Annotated in this window: 20 protein-coding genes; 8 read left to right on the top strand and 12 right to left on the bottom strand. The window is 64.9% G+C overall.

The features are described 5' to 3' along the window. Position 1: 1 nt before the first annotated feature. The 4 genes from sufD to J0X27_RS12395 all read right to left on the bottom strand — a co-directional run bounded on the left by sufD (position 2) and on the right by J0X27_RS12395 (position 4,668). On the bottom strand, positions 2-1,222 hold the full coding sequence (gene sufD / locus J0X27_RS12410; RefSeq protein ID WP_207269495.1) for a Fe-S cluster assembly protein SufD: 1,221 nt from the start codon (positions 1,220-1,222) through the stop codon (positions 2-4). A gap of 1 nt (position 1,223) precedes the next feature. After that, a complete protein-coding gene (gene sufB / locus J0X27_RS12405; RefSeq protein WP_207269494.1) occupies positions 1,224-2,654 on the bottom strand; it encodes a Fe-S cluster assembly protein SufB in 1,431 nt (476 codons plus the stop codon). Between the two features lie 58 nt (positions 2,655-2,712). Beyond that, positions 2,713-3,618: an ABC transporter ATP-binding protein gene (locus J0X27_RS12400; protein ID WP_207269493.1), complete on the bottom strand. Its 906-nt coding sequence runs from the start codon at positions 3,616-3,618 to the stop codon at positions 2,713-2,715. 441 nt (positions 3,619-4,059) lie between these two features. After that, on the bottom strand, positions 4,060-4,668 hold the full coding sequence (locus J0X27_RS12395; protein WP_207269492.1) for a DUF8052 family protein: 609 nt from the start codon (positions 4,666-4,668) through the stop codon (positions 4,060-4,062). A 207-nt stretch (positions 4,669-4,875) separates the two neighbouring features. Here J0X27_RS12395 and J0X27_RS12390 point away from each other — a divergent pair, with 207 nt between their 5' ends. Beyond that, positions 4,876-5,106 (top strand): DUF8007 family protein, encoded by a 231-nt coding sequence (locus tag J0X27_RS12390; protein ID WP_484549477.1) that lies wholly within the window; start codon positions 4,876-4,878, stop codon positions 5,104-5,106. Positions 5,107-5,147: 41 nt separating this feature from the next. On the opposite strand, the gene J0X27_RS12385 is transcribed toward J0X27_RS12390, so the two are convergent. After that, complete coding sequence (locus J0X27_RS12385; protein WP_207269490.1) at positions 5,148-5,372, bottom strand: DUF8107 family protein; 225 nt, start codon at positions 5,370-5,372, stop codon at positions 5,148-5,150. Positions 5,373-5,431: 59 nt separating this feature from the next. On the opposite strand from J0X27_RS12385, the gene J0X27_RS12380 reads away from it, so the two are divergent. Next, positions 5,432-5,752, top strand: a complete 321-nt coding sequence (locus J0X27_RS12380) for a hypothetical protein (RefSeq protein WP_207269489.1) — start codon at positions 5,432-5,434, stop codon at positions 5,750-5,752. An 87-nt stretch (positions 5,753-5,839) separates the two neighbouring features. Beyond that, positions 5,840-6,043 (top strand): hypothetical protein, encoded by a 204-nt coding sequence (locus J0X27_RS12375; RefSeq protein ID WP_207269488.1) that lies wholly within the window; start codon positions 5,840-5,842, stop codon positions 6,041-6,043. On the opposite strand, the gene J0X27_RS12370 is transcribed toward J0X27_RS12375, so the two are convergent. Continuing rightward, on the bottom strand, positions 6,044-7,285 hold the full coding sequence (locus tag J0X27_RS12370; protein WP_345778253.1) for a CobW family GTP-binding protein: 1,242 nt from the start codon (positions 7,283-7,285) through the stop codon (positions 6,044-6,046). It lies immediately after the preceding gene. A gap of 77 nt (positions 7,286-7,362) precedes the next feature. On the opposite strand from J0X27_RS12370, the gene J0X27_RS12365 reads away from it, so the two are divergent. From J0X27_RS12365 to J0X27_RS12355, 3 genes are all read left to right on the top strand, one after another. Further along, complete coding sequence (locus tag J0X27_RS12365; protein ID WP_207269486.1) at positions 7,363-7,659, top strand: DUF7990 family protein; 297 nt, start codon at positions 7,363-7,365, stop codon at positions 7,657-7,659. After that, positions 7,659-8,633, top strand: a complete 975-nt coding sequence (locus tag J0X27_RS12360) for an ArsA family ATPase (protein WP_207269485.1) — start codon at positions 7,659-7,661, stop codon at positions 8,631-8,633. Before J0X27_RS12365 ends, J0X27_RS12360 begins: the two co-directional genes overlap by 1 nt. A gap of 145 nt (positions 8,634-8,778) precedes the next feature. Next, on the top strand, positions 8,779-9,978 hold the full coding sequence (locus J0X27_RS12355) for a redox-regulated ATPase YchF (protein ID WP_207269484.1): 1,200 nt from the start codon (positions 8,779-8,781) through the stop codon (positions 9,976-9,978). Positions 9,979-10,101: 123 nt separating this feature from the next. On the opposite strand, the gene J0X27_RS12350 is transcribed toward J0X27_RS12355, so the two are convergent. Then, entirely contained in the window at positions 10,102-12,057 is a 1,956-nt protein-coding gene (locus J0X27_RS12350) for a hypothetical protein (protein ID WP_207269483.1), read from the bottom strand. A 235-nt stretch (positions 12,058-12,292) separates the two neighbouring features. Between J0X27_RS12350 and J0X27_RS12345 the strand changes: the two genes are divergently transcribed. Then, the gene (locus J0X27_RS12345) at positions 12,293-13,960 is read left to right on the top strand and encodes a spermidine synthase (protein WP_207269482.1); all 1,668 of its coding nucleotides are present in this window, start codon (positions 12,293-12,295) and stop codon (positions 13,958-13,960) included. A 30-nt stretch (positions 13,961-13,990) separates the two neighbouring features. Here J0X27_RS12345 and J0X27_RS12340 read toward each other — a convergent pair whose 3' ends face one another. Then, positions 13,991-14,785, bottom strand: coding sequence for a helix-turn-helix transcriptional regulator (locus J0X27_RS12340; protein ID WP_207269481.1), 795 nt, complete (start codon positions 14,783-14,785; stop codon positions 13,991-13,993). A 256-nt stretch (positions 14,786-15,041) separates the two neighbouring features. On the opposite strand from J0X27_RS12340, the gene J0X27_RS12335 reads away from it, so the two are divergent. Then, positions 15,042-16,022: a DMT family transporter gene (locus J0X27_RS12335; protein ID WP_207269480.1), complete on the top strand. Its 981-nt coding sequence runs from the start codon at positions 15,042-15,044 to the stop codon at positions 16,020-16,022. A gap of 66 nt (positions 16,023-16,088) precedes the next feature. Here J0X27_RS12335 and pth2 read toward each other — a convergent pair whose 3' ends face one another. The 4 genes from pth2 to J0X27_RS12315 all read right to left on the bottom strand — a co-directional run bounded on the left by pth2 (position 16,089) and on the right by J0X27_RS12315 (position 21,012). After that, on the bottom strand, positions 16,089-16,427 hold the full coding sequence (gene pth2 / locus J0X27_RS12330) for a peptidyl-tRNA hydrolase Pth2 (protein ID WP_207269479.1): 339 nt from the start codon (positions 16,425-16,427) through the stop codon (positions 16,089-16,091). A gap of 259 nt (positions 16,428-16,686) precedes the next feature. Then, positions 16,687-18,477, bottom strand: a complete 1,791-nt coding sequence (locus J0X27_RS12325; protein WP_207269478.1) for a phospholipase D-like domain-containing protein — start codon at positions 18,475-18,477, stop codon at positions 16,687-16,689. A gap of 402 nt (positions 18,478-18,879) precedes the next feature. Then, on the bottom strand, positions 18,880-20,220 hold the full coding sequence (locus J0X27_RS12320) for a HEAT repeat domain-containing protein (RefSeq protein ID WP_207269477.1): 1,341 nt from the start codon (positions 20,218-20,220) through the stop codon (positions 18,880-18,882). A gap of 66 nt (positions 20,221-20,286) precedes the next feature. Beyond that, positions 20,287-21,012 (bottom strand): protein sorting system archaetidylserine synthase, encoded by a 726-nt coding sequence (locus tag J0X27_RS12315; RefSeq protein ID WP_207269476.1) that lies wholly within the window; start codon positions 21,010-21,012, stop codon positions 20,287-20,289. Positions 21,013-21,094 lie beyond the last annotated feature (82 nt).

Here is a 21,094-nt window from a genome sequence, read left to right as displayed (position 1 = left end):
GTTAGTCGCGCTGGCGAAGCCGCGCGCCGATCAGTGCTTCGAGGTCCTCACGGAGTTCGTCGACGTCGATCTCCTCGAGGACGGGCACGAAGAAGCCCTCGACGAGCATGTTGCGGGCAGAGCGCGGGTCGATACCGCGGGAGGTCATGTACAGCAGGTCCTCCTTGTCGACCTGGCCGACCGTGGCGGAGTGGCTGGCCTCGGTGTCGTGGTTGTTGATGATCAGCTTCGGGGAGGCGTCGGCCTCGCTCTCGTCGCTGAGCATCAGCGTGTTCTCGCGCTGGTAGGAGCTGGTGTCCCAGGCGTCGGTGCCGACGTCTTGAACCCCCTCGTAGACCGAGCGGGCGACGTCGTCGGTGACGCCGCGGGTGACGAGGTCGGCGGTCGTGTGTTCGGCACGGTGCCAGACCTTCGCGTCGAGGTCGAAGTGCTGATCGTTGTGGCCGTAGAAGGCACCGACGATCTGCGTCTCGGAACTATCGCCGCTGAGAGTCGTCGAGACCTCGGTCTTCGTGAGTTGGGTCCCGAGGTTGCCCTCGATCCAGTCGATCGTGGCGTAGGTGTCGGCGACCCCGCGCTTGACGGTGAAGTTGTAGGCCTCCTCCGAGAGGTTCTGGAGGCTGCCGTACTGGACGTAGCTGTTCTCGCCGGCGGCGACTTCGACGACGCCGCTGTAGTATTGTTCGTCCTGCTCTGCACCCGTCGACTGACGCTCGAGGATCGTGACCGAGGACGACTCCTCGGTGACGACGAGCGTGTAGTTGAACAGCGAGCGGGAGTTCTGCTCGGTTCGGATGGCGACGTCCTCGGCGTCGACGCCTTCGGGGACGTAAATGACCGTTCCGGTACTGAACAGAGCCGTCGAGAGCGCCGTCAGGTAGTTCTCCTGGGGATCGACGACGGTGCCGAAGTGCTCCTTCAGGAGTGTCTCGTGCTCGGCGACGGCGTCGCTCCAGGACAGAACCTCGGCCTCGTCGGGACCGACCTGGTCTTTGTTTTCGGCCGCGTTCAGCGGATCGACGAGGGATTCGAAGTCCAGATCGTGGAGGTTCGTCCAGTCACGACCCGGCGTCCGGATGACGTCTGGCATGTCGAGGTCCTCGAGGGCTTCGAGGGCCTCGAGACGGGTCTCCGTGAGCCAGTCGGGCTCGTCGAGTCCGTCGCTGATCTCGCGTACTTGTTCCTCCGTCAGATTGGCGTGTACCTGTGTTCCTGCGCTCATATTATCCGAGGCTCCCCTCCATCTCGAGTTCGATGAGGCGATTGAGTTCGACCGCGTACTCGATCGGCAGTTCTTCCGTGATCGGCTCGATGAAGCCGGCGACGATCATCTTCTTGGCGTCGTCGTCGTCCAGTCCACGCGACTGGAGGTAGAAGATGTCCTCGTCGCCGATCTTGCCGACGGTCGCCTCGTGAGCGACGTCGACCTTCGACTCCTCGATCTCCATGTACGGCATGGTGTCCGAGGTCGAGTCGTTGTCGAACATCAGCGCGTCACACTCGACGGCGGTGCTCGCGTTCTCGGCACCGTCGGCGATGTGGACGAGGCCGCGGTAGTTGGTGCGGCCGCCGTCCTTGGAGATCGACTTGGACTCGATGGTCGAACTCGTCTCGGGCGCGTTGTGGTAGACCTTCGCGCCAGTGTCGATGTCCTGCCCTTCGCCCGCCAGGGCGATGGTGATGTGAGTGTCGGTCGAGCCGCGACCCTTGAGGATCGTACACGGGTAGAGCATGGTCACTTTCGATCCCATGCTGCCCGAGACCCACTCCATCGTGCCGTTCTCCTCGCAGATGGCGCGTTTGGTGTTCAGGTTGAAGGTGTTCTTCGACCAGTTCTGCACGGTCGAGTACTGCACGTGAGCGTCCTCGCCGACGAAGACTTCGACGCCGCCCGAGTGCAGGTTGTGAGTGCCGTACTTGGGTGCGGAACAGCCCTCGATGTAGTGGACTTCCGACCCTTCCTCGGCGATGATGAGCGTGTGCTCGAACTGGCCCATCCCCTCCGAGTTCATTCGGAAGTAAGCCTGAACGGGCATTTCGACGGTGACGTCTTCCGGAACGTAGACGAACGACCCACCGGACCAGACGGCCCCGTGCAGCGCGGCGAACTTGTTGTCGCTCGGCGGCACGCAGGTCGTCATGAAGTGCTCTTTGACGAGCTCGGGATGCTCCCGGACGGCCTCGTCCATGTTACAGAAGATGACGCCTTTCTCCTCCCACTGCTCTTGCATGTTCTGGTAGACGACCTCGGACTCGTACTGGGCACCGACGCCCGAGAGGGCGTTCTTCTCCGCTTCCGGAATGCCGAGCTTGTCGAACGTGTCCTTGATCTCGTCGGGCAGCTCCGTCCAGTCGTCGACGCCTTCGCGCTTGTCGACGTCCGGGCGGATGTAGGGAATGATCTCTTCGACGTCCAGCTCGGAGAGATCGGGCATGCCGGGCCAGTCGGACGGCATCGGCATGTTGTGATACTGCTTGAGGGCGCGGAGGCGTCGCTCGAGCATCCAGTCGGGCTCGTCCTTGTCCTCGGAGATCATACGAATGACCTCCTCGGTCAGGCCTTTGCCGGATCGGACCGCGGCGTTCTCCTCCTTCTTGAACTCGAACCGGGCCTCAGTGTCTGTCTCTTTCAGGTGATCTTGATCGGAACTCATATTGATGTGGTTGTGTTTACGGCTGTAGCGTTATTACGGTTGTTCTAGTCGAATCCGGTTACGCGGTGCCGTAGACCTCTTCGCGGACCCAGTCGTACCCCTTGTCCTCGAGCTTCTCGGCGAGTTCGGGACCGCCGCTTTTCGCGATCTGGCCGTCGAGCATCACGTGGACGTGATCGGGCTCGACGTAGTCGAGGATGCGCTGGTAGTGGGTGATCTGGAGGATCCCGGTGCCTTGCTCGTCGCGAAGGGCGTTGATCCCGTTGGACACGTCCTGCAGTCGGTCGATGTCGAGCCCGGAGTCGATCTCGTCGAGGACGGCGATCGAGGGCTCGAGGATGGCGGCCTGCAGCACTTCGTTCTGTTTCTTCTCCCCGCCGGAGAAGCCGGCGTTGAGGTAGCGCTGGGCGAACTTCTCGTCCATCTCCAGTTGCTCCATCTTCTCCTGAAGGATCCCCTGGAATTCGGCGACGCCGATTTCGCCCTCGTCCGCGGGGCCTTCCATCGGCGAGGACTCGAAGCCCTCGTCGTCGTCGTCTTCCTCGACGTCCTCGTCCTCGAAGAGCTCCTCGCGCTCCTCGATTTTGGCGTTCAGCGCCGTTCGGAGGAAGTTCGTCATCGTGACGCCTTCGATCTCGGCCGGGTACTGGAAGCCAAGGAAGATGCCGAGTGCGGCGCGCTCGTTGGGCTCGAGGTCGAGCAGGTTCCAGGTGCGCTGGTCCTCGTCGATCTCGATGTCCGCGCCGAACTCCTCGTCCTCGAGGTGGAGCAGGACCTCGCCCTCGGTTACCTCGTAGGCCGGGTGGCCGGCGATGACTTTCGCAGTCGTCGACTTCCCGGAGCCGTTCGGTCCCATCAGCGCGTGGATCTCGCCCGACTGGACCTCGAGATCGACGCCCTCGAGAATTGTCTCGTCGCCCTCCGCCACTTCCGCATGCAGATTGTTGAGTTCGAGGCGTGCCATAGTGTTCTGTCGTCTGGACAGTGGGTCGTATGACTGATAACGGTTTCGTATCCAATTGGATACGGTCTCCTATAGCAAAAATAATTTTTTGTACCGGAAACTCTGACCCGCACGCCCGAAAGCCATTTCTCCGACAGCCGTCGTACTCGGCGACTGTTCGTCCGAAAAGTCGGGAGCTATGCGACGGATCGACAGGATTCAATCTCGAATCGTAACGAACGATCAACACCGGGATTGCCCCATCGGAGCAGGTACTCTCTCCAAAGGGTCACATCGTCCTCTCGGCTGTTGGACAGTGTCGTGTGGAGTCGGCCATTCGCGGTGACGCACACACCCCTTCCCCCTCTGCACGGTGACGCACGCGCGTCCTCCCCCTCCCTGCAACTGTCTGCAGGCTCGAACCGACATCGGCAGTACCGTCGACGATCACCGGGCTGTCGGTTATCGCCAAAACCGCTTTGCGAACCGCGAGATGAGACCCTCCTCGGGGGTCGTCACGTCGTCCCAGAGGGTAAACGCCTCGGCGACGGTGGCGGCCTCGCTCGCGACTCGCTCCTGGCGCTCTGGAACGACGACGACCAGATTCACCTCGTAGTGACCGTGATAGCCGAACTTCAGCAACGTTCGATCGCGGAAGCCGGACACGAACTCCCGGACCGCAGCCGGTAGCTCCTCTGTGACGAGCACGAACGTGAAATCCGTCCCGAAGTGTTCCTCGTCGGGGACGACGCGCTCGTCGGCGAGTTCGTGACCGTACTCGACGAATTCCTCGAGTTGCGCGACCGTCGGACGCGACTCGCGCCGGGCGAAGAGGTACTCTTCGGCCTCGTGATCGGCGTAACTCAACGCGGGATGGAAGAACTGCTTCTGGCTGCGCACGCGCATCTCCCCGTAGAGGTCCCACCGCTCGCCGTCGACGCGGCGGTCCTTCTCGAGGTCGTAGTTGTACATCAGTCGATCGGAGACCCGGTCGAGGTACTCGTCGTCCCAATCGGGGACCGCCTCGCGGATTTCTGCCGGAAGCTCCGCCGGCGTCACTTTGTCGCTCATCCTGTGTTGTCGACCCGTACTCGTCGTTCGCAGTTCCGTCTGGGTTCCGGTCGGGCCGGCCCCGTGACCCGTTCTCTCATACCATCGATTACCGTCGGGGTGTCAAATAATCGTCGGTGGACCGGGGCGGGCCGAGCGCGTCGTAACTCGTCGAGTCGGTCGGTAGGTTTTAGCCGTCGGAGACGAACTAGCGTGTAGATCACACACATGGGAGGAAGAGAAACCGAAACCTGCGGTCGGTGTTCCATGTCGACGGTCGTCGACGTCGCCTCGTCGTCGGACGAGGCGGGCGATGGCGACGAGAGCCGGGATCCGTTCGGCGAGGCCGCCATCGAGGTCGACGACGAGACGCTCCGGCGGGTCTCGCCGGGCGCGTGGGCCGGACGCGTTACCGAGTATCTCGACGACGTCGGCCAGCGGCTCATCTATCGCCGCTAGTGGCGGTCCACGCCTGCAGTCGACCGTTCGTGGTGCCGCCATCACGACATCGTCACGAGATACGTCATCGCGAAGAGAACGATCGCAGCCGTCGCGACGTTGACGAGTCCGAACTCGATAGCCCCCAGATACGACAATCCCCAGACGATCGTCCAGGCGAACAGCGTCGACAGCACGGCGTTCATCGCGAGCAGGACGCGGGGATCGCCCTGCGACGACGAGACACCCGCCTCGAACCCGTCGCGTTCCGAATCGCCATCGCTCATACAGGGGGAACGACGGCACCGCCACTTAGCTCTTTACCGCTCGAGAGCGACTGCCGACTATGGGACTTCGAAACCGCCACGGCACCCACGTCGATCCCGTCCCGTTTCTCGTGGTCGTCGGTCTCAGCTTCATGCTCCTGTTGTCGTTTGGCCCCCTGTACGGACGGGCCCTCGGCCTGCCACTCGAGACGGCGATCGGTGCGTCCGCCGGGTTGTTCGCGGTCGCAGCCGTCCTCGCGTTCTATCGACAGGTGTGGACGTTCCGTCCGGAGACGACCGGAGCCGTCCCGTCGACCGCCCGTGCGGAACGGCTGTTTTATCTCATCCCGATACTCACGGCGCTCATCCTCGGACTCGCCGTGCCGTTAGTTCTGGGATAGGACCCTCCGTGCGGTACTGGCCGATCGGTTCGTGGTTGTGCGACACGGTCACACACTATTAATACTGTCACCGACGAACGATCGATCATGGGACTCGTCGATTCGATGAAGGCAGCCCTCTCCGCACCCGCGCCGAAGAGCCGGCCCGACGACGGCTCCGAGGGCGCCTACTGGTGTGACGACTGCGCCGTCCGGATCAGGGACGTCGAACTCGAGGGCGAACCGGTCTGTCCGGACTGTGGCACCGAGATGCGCTTCGAGCGCTCGACGGGCCGCGACTGCGCGTGTTGATCAGGGCTCCCGGATGACGACCTCCTCGCCCTGTTCGGTAGGGAAGGGGCCGTCGAACGCCGTTTCCCGCTCCTCGTCGGTGACGAGCGCGTCCTCGAGCGTCGCCCGGAGCGCCGCCTCGTCGTAGTCAGTCCCGATAAAGACGAGTTCGGTCCGGCGATCGCCGTGGTCCTCGTCCCACTCGAGGTCCGGTCGGTTCGACCGATACATGTCGCGCTCGACCTCGGGGAGGCTCGCGATCCAGGGCCCCTGTGCGGTGGCCCTGACCGACGGCCCGGCCTGCGCGATCGAGACTCGCATCTCGGTGTCCGCGATCCAAGCGGTCCCCTTCGCGCGGACGATCGCCCGCGGGAGGTTTCGGAGGAACGTCGCGAACCGCTCGGGGTGGAACGGCCGGCGAGACCGGTAGACGAACGAGGTGACGCCGTACACCTCGTCGGGATGGTGGTGGCCGTGACGGTCGCCGTCCTCGTCGTGTCCGTGCTCGCCGTGGCCCTCCTCGGCGTCGTGGCCGTGATCGTCGTCGGCCGACTCGAGCGCCCGTTTCCAGCCCGGTAGGTCGTTCACACGGCCGGGATCGAACAGGCCAGCGGCGAGTAGCCGATCGGGATCGACCGCCGAGAACTCCGTCGGAATCGTCTCGGCCTCCGGCTGGAGCGCACGGACGAGCTCCTCGGCCTCCGTGAGCGCCGCGTCCGAACACAGATCGGCCTTGTTGAGTAAGACGAGGTTCGAGACTTCGACCTGTTCGACGAGCAGGTCCGAAAGCGGCCGCTCGTCTTCGTCTCCCCGCCGTTCCGGTGTGCCCTCGCCGCTGAAGGCCTCGAGGAACGCGGGCGTGTCGAGGACGGTCACGAGCGTGTCGACGTCGTAGAGCGCCGCGACGCGGGATTCCGTGGTGAACAGCCGCGCGACGGGGGCGGGTTCGGAGATTCCCGAGGACTCGACGACGAGGTGATCGAACGACCGATCGCGGGCCAGCCTGACCACGGCGGTCTCGAGGTCGTCCTGGAGTTCACAGCAGATACAGCCGTTCGAGAGCTCCGCGACGCCATCGTCGACGTCGAGCTCCGACCCCTCGGCGACGAGTTCGGCGTCGACGTTGACCTCGCCCATGTCGTTGACCAGCACCGCCAGCGTCCGGTCGGCACTCGAGAGTAGGTGATTGAGCAGCGTCGTCTTGCCGGCACCCAGGCTCCCCGAGATGATCGTCACCGGAATCTCCCCGTCCGTGTCCGTCATCATACCCCAACACTGGGATCGGAGCGCCTTGAAAGCGAGCCACGAGGGTTTTTAGCGTTCGATACACAGATACTGGCATGGACCTGGCCGATCGGATCGACGCGTTCCGCCAGATACTCGAGGAGTGGCTGCGGGGCCTCTACCACGGCATGATCTCGCATCCGGCCTACGAGAAGATCGAGAAGGAAGCCGAGGACACCGAAGACGCGTTCATCCTGGCGTGTTTCCCGGACGCCTTCGGCATCCCGTCGCCGGTTTCCTACTACACCGCCGAACTGCTGCCCTACCTCGAAGACGAGTTCGAATCGTGGGAGCGGCGGCTGTGGGACCGCGGCACGTACCTCGAGCGCAAGGGACAGCAGTACCACTTCTGATGGAGCCGTTCGTCTTCTTCGGCGGCAAGGGCGGCGTCGGGAAAACGACCGTCTCGTGTGCGTACGCGCTCCGGTGTGCGCGGGACGGCCAGCGGACGCTCGTCGTCTCGACCGACCCGGCCCACTCGGTCACCGACGTGTTCGACCAGCCGTTCGACGACGCTCCGCAATCGGTCGAGGGGATCGACGGCCTCGACGCCATGCAGATCGATCCCGACGAGGAGGTGACCCGTCACTTAGACGAGATCCGACAGGATCTCTCCGAGCAGGTGTCGGCGTCGATGGTCAACGAGATCAACCGCCAACTCGAGATGGCACACGGAACCCCCGGTGCGTACGAATCGGCGCTGTTCGACCGCTTCGTCGACGTGATGCGGAACGCGGACCCCTACGACCGCGTCGTCTTCGATACCTCGCCGACGGGGAGCACGCTCCGGCTCCTCGGCCTCCCCGATCTGCTGGAGAGCTGGATCGACCGGCTGATGCACAAGCGACGGACGAGCATCGACCTCTTCGAGAAGGCCGCCGTCGGAAACAACGAACCGCGCCGCGTGATGGAGGGCGATCCCGTCCTCGCCCGACTCCAGCAGCGCAAGGCGTTCTTCGAGTTCGCCGACTCGGCGCTGCACGACGACGCCGCCTTCTTCCTCGTCTTGAACCCGGACGAACTCTCGCTGAACGAGACCGAACGCGCGATTGCCACCCTCCGAGAGAAAGATCTCACGGTGCGGGGTCTCGTCGCCAACAAACTCACGCCGTCGCCCGACCCCGACGAGGACGGCCGCGGCGCACGCTACCTCCGCGAGCGCGTCGAGACGGAAGCGGAACGTCTCGAGACGATTCGCTCCGAGTTCGACCCACCGCTGGTCGCCGAAATCGGCTGGCGGAGTGCGGAGGTCAAGGGCGACCTCCTGGCCGACGTCGCAGACGAACTCGACATCGAAACGGCGGCCGAGCCGCCGACGCACGTCTAACTGGGACAGCGGCTGTGGGACTCGAGTGCGATTCGACGGTCCGCGTCGACGCGCTCGAGTCGGCCACACGGACTTGCTACGCCCACGCATACCACTACAGCAGCGGACAGAAACCCGTTTAGGCGGGCCACACGAGGACTCGATAATGAGTACGAGTTACCGGATCGGACTCGTCGGCAAACCCTCCGTCGGCAAGTCCTCCTTTTTCAACGCAGCGACGATGAACGACGTACCCGAGGGGGCCTACCCGTTCACGACGATCGACCCGAGCGTGGGCGAGGCCTACGCTCGCGTCGACTGTGCGGCACCCGAATTCGACGAGGAGTGCACACCGTCGGTTGGCTACTGCGACCACGGGACCCGCTTCGTCCCGACGAAACTCGTCGACGTGGCCGGGCTGATCCCCGGCGCACACGAGGGCAACGGGCTGGGCAACCAGTTTCTCTCCGACCTCAACGAGACCGACGTGCTCGTCCACGTCGTCGACTTCTCGGGGAAAACGGACGCCGAGGGCGAACCCACCGAGGGCCACGACCCGCGGGACGATATCGCGTTCCTGGAGGAGGAACTCGACCAGTGGTATCTGGGCGTTCTCGAGAAGGGGATCGAACGCTACGAGACGGGCTACACGACCGAAGACGACGCCATCGAGGAAGAACTCGCCGAACAGATGAGCGCGTTCAAGACCAGCGAAGACGAGATCAAGCGTCTCATTCGACGCGTCGACGTCGGCTTCGACCCCGCGGCGTGGGACGAGGCCGACCAACTCGAGCTCGCCCGCGAGATTCGCAAGGAGACCAAGCCGATGGTCATCGCGGCGAACAAGATGGACACCCCCGAGGCGCAAGCGAACTACGAGGAGATCACCGACGATCCCGACTACGACCACCTGACGATCGTTCCCTGCAGCGCCCACGCCGAGAAGGCCCTGAAGTCGGCCGACAAGGCCGGCGTCGTCGACTACCGGCCGGGCGACGGGGAGTTCGAGATCACGGGAGACGTCTCCGGCGAGCAAGAACAGGGCTTAGAGCAGATCCGGGACTTCCTCGAGGAGTTCGGCGCGACGGGCGTACAGGCGGCCCTCGAGACCGCCCTCTTCGACGTCCTCGGCGTCACGCCCGTGTTCCCCGGCGGCGCGAACGGACTGGGGAACGAACGCGGCGAGGTCTTGCCCGATTGCTACCTGATCCCGCCGAACTCGACCGCGGAGGAGTTCGCCTATAGCCTCCACTCCGATATCGGCGACGGTTTCCTCCACGCGATCGACTGTCGGACGAACCGCCAACTGGGCAAGGACTACGAAGTCGAGTCTCGAGACGTGATCGAAGTCATCACGACGAACTGACGAAACCGAAACCGGGAGTACCGGCGGCAACCGACGCGGAGGGTGATTCGGGGCCGGCGTGGCGTCGCCGCCCGCCGGAGACCGTCACGATCGCGTCACGAGGGCGATCGAGTCGAGCGCTCGTTAGTTCCGTGAATGAACGTAGCCGATCGATCGGGTGTCGCCGTACTGGAGCGTGGCATTCTGGATGTCGTCCACGTCGACGGAGATGGTATCGCCGTCTTCGAACTCGCCGTCGATCTTCTCGTCGACGTCGATCTCGTCGAAATCGTCTTCCGCACGGACGTGGAGCGTGAGTTCCGAGGCGGGCAACGAATCACCGCCGACGTGTTCGACCGCGGTGCCGTCCTCGACGAGTTCGAGTTCGATCTGTGGTCGGGGGCTCGTCCAGCCCACGCGAACGTCGTCGTCGCCCCAGACGACGGTTACGTCTGTCCCGACCTGGACGTCGTCGATCTCGATCGTCGATCCCGAGGAGACCGTGTCGCTCTCGTCGGCCCACTGCGTGTCCGCCGGTTCCTCGTCGATCAACAGTTCGTACTCGTCGGCCGGGCGTTCGGCGTCGTCCTCGAACTCGAGGGTCGCCGAGAGCGTCTTGCTCTCGAACTCGTAGTCGAAGCGAACGTCGCCCGGTGGCCGGGCACGGAAGTATCCGATGCTGTCCTGGTGGGTCGTCCCGTCCCAACAGACGAGGACGATATCGCCGGGCTGGACGTCGTCGACGGTCGCCTCGTCGCCCGTGCTCATGGTCTCGCCCGTCCACGGCTGTACGGTCGTCCGTGGTTCGGGACCCTCCTCGTCGTGACGGTAGGCCGGTCGCTCGTCGTACACCGCGATCGAGACCTCGTCCCCATCGAGGGGGAAGTCGTCGGCGTATTCGACGGCGAGGGTGCCGGCGTCGACGTCGTAGTCGAACTCGAACTCGAAGTTGTGGAGGATCCGGGTCCCACTCGAACTCGAGCCGAGTTCGTGATCGTGCTCGAGGGTAATCGACAGGTTCGGCTCGACGTCGTCCATGTCGATGACGATGGTATCGCCTTCCTCGAGCGTTCCGTGACCGTTGGTCCAGACCTCGCGGTCGTACTCTTCGTCGTCGACTTTGAGGGTGAGATCCTCGATCGGGGTCGGGTCGCCGCGTCCGACCTCGATCTCGAGGACGTCGTCGTCGAGGTCGACGTCCCGCTCGACCCGGAGACTACCCGGACTCTCGTGTTCGCGGACGGCCCGCTCGGCCGCGAGGTCGCGCTCGGTAACGACCGTCACGAGTTCACCGTCGACCTCGACCGTGGGGTCGTCCGTCGCCATGTACGACAGTTCGCCGGTGAGGGACTCGACCAGTTCGTCGGTGACGACGGACTCGTCCTCGAACGAAATCGCGAGTTTCATCTCCATCGTATCCGGACCGAGCACGCTCATCGCCCGGACCGCGTACTCGACGGCGACGTCCTCGTCGGTACTTGGCAGGTGGAAGTCGTCGCCGATGTTGACGCTGTAGCCGGCATCGGCGTCGTCGAAGACGGAAAAGCCCTCGTCGAGGACGGGTTTGGCCTCGAGCAGGCGTTCGGAATCGCCCGCACTTGCAGCGAACGCATCGGTGAGCGTCTCGTCGTCCTCGGCGAGAACGACGATGTCGTCGGTAACGGCGGCGATCTGCTCCCGATCGTTCTCGTGGCGTTCGTACTCGACGCCGCCGTCGGTCTCGCGGGTCTCTCCCTCGCTCTCGAGGTCGAAATCGCCGGCGAGGACGGTGATCGATGTCGAATAGTCGTCGCCGGTACTGTAGACGAGGGCCTGCTTCGAGACGGATTCGCGGTCGATCCCGAACCCGCCGGTGTTGGGACGGGGCTCGTAGGGTTCGTTGGCCACTCGTCGTTCCTCGAAGTCCATCGTCGTCACCGCGAGGGAGTCCGAGTCGATCGAGGCCGGCAGGTACTCGAGGAGGGTATCGAGCGCCGGCGACTCGGAGCCGCCATCTGACTGGTCGTCCGTCTGCGTCGCGCCGACGGTACGTCCTGCCAGCGCGATCGTCATCGTCGTGCCGATGCTCCCAAGGAGGGTACGGCGGGGACACTGTGGCATACAGGTCGCATTTCTTCCCAACAATACAAGTAGGTTTTCATTACATTCTATTTTGGTAACTTCTCGGCTCGGGTTACTCGAGGGGGCGAACTCGGTCCTCCGCCGGTCACTCGGTATCGAACGTCTCACTGTCGATGTGACCGCTTCCAGTACCGGTCGACGACGAGCGTCCCCGAACCGGAAACGGGGGCCGGGAGGCGACAAGTTCTCATCGCGGGCTCGCTTTGTCCACGTAATGAGCATGCGGCAGTTGACTGCCTACCGGCCGACCAAACCCGAGGGTGCGGTGTTCGTCTCCGGCGTCACCAGTATGGGCCTGGAGATTCTCGCGGGCCGGATCATCGCCCCTCAGTTCGGCAGCAGCATCTACACCTGGGGCAGCATCATCACGGTCTTTCTCGCTGCGCTGAGCCTGGGCTACTGGCAAGGTGGCAAACGGGCCGAGACGGCATCGAATCGACGAATGAGTTGGATCATGCTGGGAACGGCGGGCTACGTCGCGATCGTGATCTACGCGAGCGACCAACTGCTGCTCTCGGCGTCGGCGATGCCGTTACCGGCCCGGTACGCCTCGCTACCCGCGGTTCTCGTCCTCTTTGGCCCGCCGACCTACCTGCTGGGGTTCATCAGTCCGTACGCGGCCGAACTCTCTCAGAAAGAGGGGATCGGCGAGGCCTCGGGTCACGTCTACGCGCTCGGCACGATCGGCAGTATCGTCGGTGCCGGTGCGACCACGTACTTCCTCATCCCGACGCTGGGGATCGACATGATCGGTCTCCTGTTCGGGTTCATCCTCGTCGGGACCGCGTTCGCGCTCACGCTTCCGACCCTCATGCCGCAACCGGCGGCGGCCAGCGTCGCCATCGCACTGTTGCTCGTCGTCGCGGCCGGCATCGGCCCGGTCGCGTTCGACCATCGCGGCGACGTCGTCTACCAGACGCAGACGGCCTATCAGGAACTCGAGGTCATCGACGACGGGGACGAACGGACGCTGTATCTCGACGGCGCTCGCCACAGCGCGATGGACCTCGAGGAGCCCGACCGGCACGTCTTCGAGTACACGCGGTACTTCCACATCCCCATGTTGATGGTCGAGGATCCCGCCGAGGTAGAGAACGTCCTGTTCATCGGCGGGGGCGGCTACACCGGGCCGAAGGATTACGAACGCAAGTACGACGTCAACGTCGACGTCGCCGAACTCGACCCCGAGGTGACCAGGGCTGCCAAGGACCACTTCCGGCTCGAGGAAAGCGAGAACCTGACCGTCCACACGGAAGACGGCAGGCGGTTCCTCCGGGATACCGACCGGACCTACGACGTGATCGTCCTCGACGCCTACCAGAAGGATCAGGTGCCGATCCATCTGACCCAACTCGAGTTCATGGAACTGGCCGAACAACGCCTGACCGACGACGGCGTGTTCCTCGCGAACGTGATCTCCGCACCCAGCGGTGCGGGCTCGGATTTCTATCGGGCACAGTACAAGACCATCGACGAGGCGTTCCCATCGACCTACAGTTACCGAACGTCGAACTGGAATTCGGTCCAGAACATCGAAGTCGTCGCCACGAAAGCCGACACCGACTTCACCGAAGCCGAACTCGCCGAGCGAAACGAGAACCGGGACCTGGGGATCGATCTGAGCGACGAGATCGACACCACGTTGAGCGAGCCCACCACCGACGACGTTCCAGTACTGACCGAAGACCACGCGCCGGTCGAAAACCTGCAGGCGTCGACGATCGGCCAGAAGTACGTCATCGAGCAAACGGGGGAGGAGGAAACCCAGCCCGAACCAGCGTCGATCACGATCGAACGGGAGTTACCCGCCGTCGTCCGCCCGACACCCGCACTCGAGGCGGTCACTGCGACACCGGTACCGTCCGATCCGGTGGCGATCTGACGCGTCGAGTGGCCCCTGCCCGATCGACTCTCACTCGGAGAGCGTCTCGGCCTCGAGCGGCGTCGCGGTCCGCCAGTAGTGATCGAGCGAGTCCTCGGCCCACGATCTGACCGCGTCGTCGGTGGTGTCGACCGAGGCCCGCAAGATGCCGTTCTCGTCGCGCAAGAGGAGATAGACGACCTCGTCGACGATCATGATCGCGATCGGGACGCCCTCCTCGCGGACCCTGATCTCGGCGTCGGCGGCGTCGAGCAACGCCTCGAGTTGGCCTCGGAGCCCCGATTCGTCCGCGAGCGCGTCGATGGCGCTGCGACCGAAAACGCCCGTGAACCGCTGGTCGCCGGCAGTCACGCGCTCCCGGACGACGCGCAGCGTCTGTTCGTTGAACGTATGCGAGAACGTTCGGACATCGACGCCATCCCGCAGGAAATCGAGCAGTCGTCCCAGCGGTGCGTTCGGTCGCGTCGCGCTGGGAACCGTGATCGTCGCGTCCGAGAGCCGCCGCAGATCGAAGTCCATCGCGTGGGTCGGCAGGTAGTCGACGATATCGCGGAGTTTCGCCTCGGTCTCGAGGATCTCCTGGAGGTCGGTAAACCCCGTTGCGACCAACCGGCCGGTCGCGGTCGCGACGTACTCGCTGCCGTCGTGGCGGATCCACGATCGCTCCTCGAAATCGCCGAGGATCCGACCCAGGGTCGCCTGCGAAGCACCTGTCGCCGCTGCCAACTCGTTGCGCGTGTACCGTCCCTCCGAGAGGAGTCGCAGCACCTCGACGCGGTTCGACGAGAGTGCGAGAAACTCGATCTCCTCGAGTGCCGATTCCATACGGCCAGTCGTCGCCGCCGCGGTAAACCGTTTTCGTAGCGTGAAACTCTTTCATAGCCTGCAGCAGCCTCGTGGCTCGTCGGACTTTCCCGACTCGCGACGGTTTCCCGGTTCGTCTCACTTTCTTGCTGTGAAATATTTTCTGAACGAAACTATAACCCTGCAGCACCTCCGATGGAGTACGATGCTTTCCGCTATTCGCGCGTCGGCCGATCTCGGCTCGGCGCACACGATTCTGACGGGGGTAACGGCATAGATGCTCTCCCGTCGCAGTACCGTTTTCTTCGCTCTCTCGAGTCTCCTCTTCGGTGGCACGTTCGTCGCCACGAAGGCCGGATTGGCCTACTTCCCACCCTTGCTATTCGTTGCCTTCCGGTTCGACGTTGCCGCCGTCGTCATGCTGACGTACGTCGGGTTGACATCGTCGCGGTCGGACCTGCTCCCGCGGACTCGCGGCGACGTTGCGGGCATCCTCGCAACCGGCGTGCTCGCGATCGGTCTCACCAACGCCCTGCTGTTCGTCGGCCAGCAGTACGTCTCGAGCGCCGTCGCTTCGATCGTCTACAGCCTCAACCCGATCATGACGCCGGTGTTCGCCGCGCTCTTGCTCTCCGACGAGCGCCTCTCTCCACGGGGCGCGGCCGGGATGGGCCTGGGCCTGCTCGGTGTCGGCCTCGTGGTCAGCCCCGATCCGGCGAACCTACTCGGCGGTGCCCTCGGCAAGGGGATCCTCTTTACCGGCGCAGTCACCGCCGCACTCGGGGCAGTATTGATCCGGCGGGCCGACAGCGATCTCTCGAGTACGGTTCGCGTCGCCTGGGGCCTGCCATTCGGCGCGGCGCTGTGTCACCTGCTGGCCTGGTCGGGCGGCGAATCGATGGCCGCGATCACGTGGACCTCCGAAGCAGTCCTGGCGTTGACCTACGTCAGCATCTTCGCCGGCGTCTTCGCGTACATCGCCTACTTCAGCCTGCTCGACACGGCCGGCGCGATCCGCGCGAACCTGATCTTCTACGTCGTCCCCGTCGTCTCGACGCTTGGCGGCTGGGCGCTGCTCGACGAGACGATCGGCGGCGTTGCGATCGTCGGCTTCCTGACGATCTTCGCCGGCTTCGCCGTACTGGGGAGCAAATCGATCGACATCCGTTCGCGGCTCCCGGCGGTTCCGACCGACCTCTCCCTCTCCGAGGAGGAATCGGCCGTCAGAGAGGAACCCCGCGGCTACCGCTCGGACTAGAACGTTCACCGCCTCCACTCACATCCCGTCGGTCTCGACGTTCCCGCGACCTCCGGTTTCGAACAGCTAGAACAGCGAGAGGTCGCCCGTCACGCTGTCGACCCGGTCGTCGGCCGCCGGCCCGACGGCAAGCGCGGTGACGGTCCCGGGCTCGAGTTGCGTGTGGCCGGCGTCCCGAATAACGGCGTTGGGGATCCCCTCCCGGTCGGCGATTTCGGAGAGTTCGTACAGTTGACGTTCGCTCTCCCCTTTCAGAACGACCTTTTTCTGACCGCCGCTTTTCCACTGGTCTTGCAGCTGCCTGTCCGCCTTCTCGTAGGCCGACAGCGACGCGTGGGCGACCTGTGCGGCGAGTTTTCCCTGTCCCATGCCGATGTCCGTTCGAGCGACGATGGCCTGTTTCATGGCCGAGACGAAGGCCGGGAGACGTTTAGCCGTACCTATACACTCGAGCGAGTCGCTCCCTGTCCGGCGGCCGACGAACGCTTCGAACAGAAACCCGGCGTTCCCGTCCGTCGTTCTACTCACCGCCCGCTCGAGCAGCTACTGCGGGACCATTTCGTGGAGGAACACGAGAAGAACGACCGATACGCACCCTATGTGCGCTGTACCGCCACGTGTAATCGGATTACTGCCCGTCCGTGCAGAACACCGGCAGGCTCGTTCAGGTGTGGTCTGCTGGGTCCCCGTCACCGAATCGAACGTACCGTCGGCCGACGACCGCAGCCCCCGCGAGGGCGACGACGACGGCGACGCCGAACCCGATCGGGACCGACCAGGAGTCGCCCGACCAGTCGGCCTCGAACACGTCGGCGTAGTAGGTCGCGATCTCCTCGCCGTGGAGCGCGAGGAGCACCTCGCGGTTGTTCTCGAGCGAGTTCGAGTTCCAGTTCGCACTGCCGACGATCGCCGTCTCCCGATCGATCACGATCCCTTTGGCGTGGATCTTCTCGAAGCGGTCGGTGTCCTCGACGAGGCGGACCTCGAGCGGGAGCGATTCTCGCTCGGCCGTCCGCTCGAGGTCGGCGGCCAGGGCCTCGTTCTCGTCGGCGTTGTACTCCGTCGATCCGAGCAGGATCCGAACGTCGACGCCCCGGCGGGCCGCCTCGACGGTCGCCTCGAGCAGCGATACGTCGGCGGCGATGCTCGGCTGGATAACGAGGATTTCGTCGTCGGCGTCGGCCAGCAGCTGCTGGAGCCGCTGATCGGCGTTGTCCGGTGCGAACAGCAGTTCGGCCGAGTCGACGGGGACCGTCGCCGGTTCGTGGGTCGTGGGGTACTCGGTTTCGGCATCGGACGACAAGAAGTCCGGCTCGCCGTCGACGAACGAGGCGTTCCCGCGATAGGCCGTCCCTGTCGTCGTGTCCCGCCCCTCGAAGTCGGCTCGGAAGACGCTCCCGAGATCGCTCGCGAGCGCCTCGTCCTCGAGTCGGACACCCCACCCCCGGCTACTCTCGCCGCCGACGCCCGCCGGCTTCCAGTTCTCGCTGGTGACCAGGACGCGGTCGTCGGCGACGGCGTATTTGGGATGATGGTACCGGTAACGCGCGTCCTCGCCGCCGATCACCCGAACGTCGACACCTCCCTCCACGAGCGTCTCGATGACGGCCGCGGTCGGTGCCGGCGTGCCGCCGACCGGGCTCGCCTCGAAGAGGACCGCGACGTCGACGCCGCGCTCGGCCGCGTCCACGAGGTCGGCGGCGATCGGCTCGGAGGTGACGGTGTAGCCCGCGAGCAGGAGTCGCTCGTCGGCGTTTTGGATCGTTTCTCGGGGGACTCGCGGCGTGTCCGGAAGGACGAACGCCGTCGCCTCGTCGACGGCGGCGCTCGAGACGGGGAGACAGGTCGCGTCGCCGGGCCACCACTGGCCGCTGGTGGTGCCGTTCACCCCGGCGGTCGGAGTCTCCGTCCGATACCATCGCTCCGCTGGTGGCGCGCGGTCGTAGGAGACCGAATCGATCGCGGTCGTCGCGTTTCGGAGCCGGAGATCGTCGCCGCCGTTCGCGAGTTGCAGGTGCCCCTCGAGCCCGAGAACCGGCGTGTCGGTCAGCCGTTCCGTGGCGTTCGGGGACGTACTCAGCGCGGTACGGCCGGAGACCGTCTCGTTCGGGAGCCGTGCCGTCGTGTGGCCGTCCGTCAGCGTCCAGTTCTCGATTCGGGTGTCGGGTGGGGTCTCGAGGACGACGAACTCGCCGGCGTTTTCCTCGGTCGGCGGATTCGGGGCGAGACCGACGATCCGCGGGTTCTGCGGTGTGTCAGTGGTTGTCTGGTCCGTGTGGCTCGCTTGGGGCGGACAGGCGAGGGCGGTCGCGTTCGGGTCGCCACTCGGGGTGGCTCGAGCGCTGGACTGTTCCGTGACCGAGGTGCCGGTGGCGACTGCAAACCCCGCGAGTATCGTGGTACTGCTGACGAGACAGATAAGGACGGCAACGAGGGCGACCCGTCGGTGATCCATCGCTCCCGCTGGCCGCCTTTCAGTACTTAAAATATCGGGCCCAGTCCGTCGTGGCGGCACAGCCGTGGGTCGATCCCTTCGGGATCGATACGGAAAGCCCGAAACCTTGGAACGCTCGAGAACGATGCAAACGGCGTCCCGCCCGTACTGACACCACGGAATCGCCACGCCCTCCCCAGCCGATTTCTCCTCACGGATGCTTTGGACCCGGTCGCAGAGTTCGCGAAAACCTCGCACAGATTCGTTCCGCGGTTCGCCGATGGCGAACCGCGCCACAGCGCGCGCCACCGCAGATGGCGGTGTCATTCTGGAGCGACGGTGGCGTCGATACCGCTCGTATCGGCTCCCCTACCGTCGTCCAGTCGAAACTAGTCAGCCGAACGGGTCGCTCCGAGCCGACCGTCAGGCCGCGGGCTCGAGGTCGACGCTCTGGGCTTCGGCCTGCACGAGGTAGGCGCGGTCGTCGTCGTAGTCGGCGACGATCTCGAGGGCGTCCTGGGTACCGATGCGGTTGAGCGCCCACGCGGCGCTGGCCCGGACGCGGTCGGACTCGTCGTCCGCGAGGACGTCGGCGAGGGGGTCGACGGCGCGGGTGTCCCCGATCAGGCCGAGCGCGCGGGCGGCCCAGCTCCGGACATCGGCCTCGTCAGCGACGAGCTGCTGGGCGATCGGCTCGACCGCGTCTTCGGCACCGATCTCGCCGAGTGCGCGGAACGCGGGCCGCTGGAGGTTCGGGTTGGAGTCGACGTAGTCGACGAGCGTGTCGACGACCTCCTCGTCGTCGACGCCGATCTTTCCGAGGATTCGCATCGCGGCCTGGTCGCGGCGGTTAGCCTTCTGGAGCATCGGGTCGATGGCTTCCGCGGGCCCCATCCGCTCTAAGGCCTCCATGCAGTGGTCCTCCATGAAGTCGGAATCGAACGTCTCCAGTGCGAGGAGGATCATGTCGACGTTGCCCTGCTTCTCGTGGACCTTGAGCGCGTGCCACTCCGGCGGGAAGTCCTTGACGTGGTCGAGCACGTCGTAGTAGCCCTCGCGGCGGAGCTGTTCGCGGATCTCGAGGTCGGTCCACTCGGTCGCGTCGTCGACGTCGGACTCGAGGTCGTCGGTCGCCTCGAGCAAGCCGGCGATCGTCTCGGCGTCGTCGTCCGCGTCCAGCGCGGCGTCCTCGACGGCATCGGCCGCGTTGTCGAGGGTCGCCTCGAGCTGGTCGGACACCGTCTCGCCCTCGTCGACCAGCGCGACGGAGCTCCCCAGCAGGTCGTTGAGCTCGTCGAGGAAGTTCTCGACCGCCTCGATCAGTTCGGCGTTGCCCTCCTCGGTCCAGCGGGTGTCCGTGATCGTCCCGCTGACGCCGTTTATCTCGCTCACCACGTCCTCGCCGTAGGGACCGCGCTGGTCCTCGAGGTCGGATTCGAGATCCGAGAGGTCGCTCTCGATCTCGTCGTACTCGTCCTGGAGTTCTTCTTCCGGTGTGGGTTCCTCGTCTTCCTCCTCGTCCTCGTCGGTTTCCGGCGGCTCCGGCACCTCGACGCGCTCGAGGTCGGCGCGGAACGACTCGAGGTCGGCCTCGACGACGTCGAGGTCGTCCTCGGTCTCGGCGGCCTCGAGGGTCGAGTCGAGCCCCTCGAGATCGTCGGCAAGCGCCGCGAGGCGTTCGCGGATGGCCTCGAGGTCGACGGGCTGGTTCTCCGTGTCCTCCTCGGCGGCCACGTCGTCACCGTTCGTTTCGTCCTCGCTCATCGTACCACCCGGGGACGACGCCGACGCGTGACAGTGTACATACGCTACTCTCGTGTCAGCACGGCCCTAAGCGTTTCCATGCACGTCGACCTCCGACGGCCGCTCCCGGTGGCCCCAGTAGAGCCAGGGGCTGAGCGTCATGTACGCCAGTCCGAGCGTCAGGAGGGCGTAGGGAAACGTCCGACCGGCGAAATTCGGCACGAGGATCGCGAGCGCGTGGATGACGCCCATGATCCCGGCGTCTCGAGCCAGCAGATCGGGATACTGGATCCGCGAGACCATCAGATAGCAGAACGCGCCGGTGACCGCGAGCACGAGCCACGGCTGGGTCTCGCCGGCGAGGATCGCCGCACCGAGGATCGTGGCAGCGAGCGTCGTCTGGACGCCCTCGGTGTAACTGCCCGAGATGTCGTAGGCGGTGTACATTCCCAGACGGGTGACGGCCATGGCGACGAACAGCGCACAGACCGCGGTGGCGAGCAGTAGTTCGGGCGTGAGTGTGTCGAACCGAACCCCGAGGCCGTCGGTGACGACGACGAACGAGAGGGCTGCGGGGGCGACGGCGAACGACGCCACGTCCGCGAGCGAATCGAGATAGGGGCCGGCGTCGGTACCGCCGTAGCGGCGCGCGAGGATCCCGTCGAGGCCGTCCGCGATCGCCGCCAGGAGGATCAGCCGGGCGGCGAGTTCGATGTCGACGGTCGCGATGACGACGGCGACGAATCCCAGCGCGGCGTTGGCGATCGTCACCGCGTCGGCGACCCCGAGCCGACCGACGAACCGGGGGAGCATATCGCGGATTCGACGGGGAGCTACCTTACGTGTTTTCGTTTTCGGAGCGTTCCCAGTTTCGAAGAGTGAACCGGGGCGATTA

This window comes from Natrinema longum (assembly GCF_017352095.1).
GTDB lineage: Archaea > Halobacteriota > Halobacteria > Halobacteriales > Natrialbaceae > Natrinema > Natrinema longum.
Note: the sequence above shows the minus strand (reverse complement) of the source record. Positions and strands in the feature narration are given on the sequence as shown.